The following is a 1,583-nucleotide window of genomic DNA, read 5'->3' on the forward strand; positions in this document are numbered from 1 at the left end:
CTGCCCGCGAGGTCTGCGGCGACCGCTTCGGTGGGCACGATCAGCGCGTCGGCTTGCGCGGCGGCGCGGCGCACCGCGCGGCGATGCCAGCGGACACCGCGCGGGGTCAGCGTCTCGGGGTGGGTCCAGGGAACGGTGTCGTGCACGGTGACCACGAGTCCGCGGCCGCGCCTGCGCGGCGGGGCGAGCGGGGTCATCGCGTGGACCGAGTCGCCGCCGGGCCACCACGGCAAACCGCGCTCCCAGCCTCCGATCAACGCTTTTCGGGGCAGTGGCAGGACTTTCGGGCCGTGCACGCCGTCGACCGCGGCGCTGCCGGGGTGTGCTGTGCGGCTGACCGCGGAGGTCACTTCCCAGTCGTCCGGGGCCGTGGCGGCGAGGGCGCGCAGCAGTTCTCGCGTGTAGCGGCCGGTTCCGCCGGGCACGGGAGCGAGCAGTTGCTCGGCGATCACCAGCAGCTCGGGCACGCGGTCACCCTAGTCCGCAGTGGTTCGATCTTCTTGCCGGGACCAGCGGCGATGGTGCCGAACCGGGAGATCGCGCTTCCGCCGGGTTAGGCTCCGCCGGGTGGGAACCCTGCGCAGCACCGTCGTGGTCGTCACGTGGCGCGGGCGGGCGCACGTGGCGGACTGCCTGGACGCGGTGGCCGCCCAGGACCGTCCACATCGGATTCTGGTGGTGGACAACGCGTCGGCCGACGGGACCGCGGAATTGCTGGCGCGGCACCCGTCGCGGCCGGAAGTGCTGCGGATGTCCCGGAATCGCGGGTACGCGGGAGGTATCGCTGCCGCGTTGGCGCAGGTGAGCACGCCGTTCGTCGCGTGGCTCAACGACGATGCGGTTCCCGAGCCCGGTTGGCTCGCGGCGCTGGAGGACGCGCTGGACGCGGATTCCGGAGCGTGGGCTGCCGCCTCGGTGCTGCGGGCGCCGGACGGTGCGGTGCAGTCGGTCGGGGTGCGGCTCACTGCGGATGGGCACGGGGCGGATCTCGCCGAGGTGACCGGCGGGAGAGTCCGCGGGGCCCATCGATGCGACGCGGCGCGAGACCGCTCGGGGGCTGCTCGAACCGGCACGGCCGAGACCGGCGAGAAAGGAATCCTCGAAGCTGGCGCGGGCGGACCCGGCGAAACCGGGCTCGGCGCATCCGCTTCCGAGCTGGGTGAGACCGGTTCCGGCGCAGCGTTCGAGGTGTTCGGGTTCTGCGGTGGTGCGGCGCTGCTCCGGACCGAGCGAGTTCGGGCGGTGGGCGGCGTCCCGGCGAACTTCTTCTGCTACTACGAGGACACCGACACGTCGTGGCGGCTCCGCCTCGCCGGAGGCCGCGTCGTGTCGGTTCCCGCAGCCCGCGTCACGCACCTGCACGGCGCCAGCTCTCGCCTCGGCTCGCCGCGGTTCCACCGCTGGAACGAGCTCAACCGCCTGCGCACGCTGCTGCGCTGCGCTCCCGCCCCGATCGCGACCCGCGAACTTCTCCGCTTCGCGGCCGTGACCTGCGCGCTCCCGCTCCGCTCCGCGTCGCACCGGCTCAGCCGCGCCGGCCTCCGCGCGCTACCCGCGCGCTCCCGCGCGCGCCGCGCTCCGCC

The 1,583-nt window shown here is 74.3% G+C and carries 2 protein-coding genes; one reads left to right on the forward strand and one right to left on the reverse strand.

Annotated elements, in window-relative coordinates; genetic code table 11:
- On the reverse strand, positions 1-467 hold a 467-nt coding region (locus IJH84_RS10540; RefSeq protein WP_295143357.1), incomplete at its 3' end, for a glycosyltransferase.
- A 109-nt stretch (positions 468-576) separates the two neighbouring features.
- Here IJH84_RS10540 and IJH84_RS10545 point away from each other — a divergent pair.
- Positions 577-1,583 (forward strand): glycosyltransferase family 2 protein (locus tag IJH84_RS10545; RefSeq protein WP_295143360.1); only part of this gene is annotated, 1,007 nt, incomplete at its 3' end.

Source organism: Saccharopolyspora sp. (assembly GCF_017434145.1).
Classification (GTDB): domain Bacteria; phylum Actinomycetota; class Actinomycetes; order Mycobacteriales; family Pseudonocardiaceae; genus Saccharopolyspora_C; species Saccharopolyspora_C galaxeae.